This window comes from Sulfitobacter sp. 15WGC (genome assembly GCF_005068605.1).
Classification (GTDB): domain Bacteria; phylum Pseudomonadota; class Alphaproteobacteria; order Rhodobacterales; family Rhodobacteraceae; genus Sulfitobacter; species Sulfitobacter faviae.
This window is the reverse complement of record NZ_SZNL01000099.1, coordinates 1-257: the sequence shown is the minus strand read 5'-3', so window position 1 is coordinate 257 and position 257 is coordinate 1. Positions and strand designations below refer to the sequence as shown.

At 59.5% G+C, this 257-nt stretch carries 1 tRNA gene; it reads right to left on the bottom strand.

The annotated features are described in order from the left end of the window. Positions 1–116 precede the first annotated feature (116 nt). Positions 117–203: transfer RNA gene (locus tag FCK22_RS18140), tRNA-Leu, on the bottom strand. Positions 204–257 lie beyond the last annotated feature (54 nt).

Below are 257 nucleotides of genomic sequence, written 5' to 3'. Positions count from 1 at the left end.
ATCACGGTCAAAAGCACGCTTGGTCAGGGCACGACCTTTACCGTCTTCATCCCCGGCGCCACGCAATTGGCAGAGCCTGCGACGCTGGCCCAAGCAAGCTAAGCCTTTGAAAACAGTGGTGCGGGCGGTGGGACTCGAACCCACACGGGGCTACGCCCCAACAGATTTTAAGTCTGGTATGTCTACCATTCCATCACGCCCGCATCGGGGCGCACAATAAGCATCACGCGGGCGGTGTAAATGGGCGAATGCCCCCG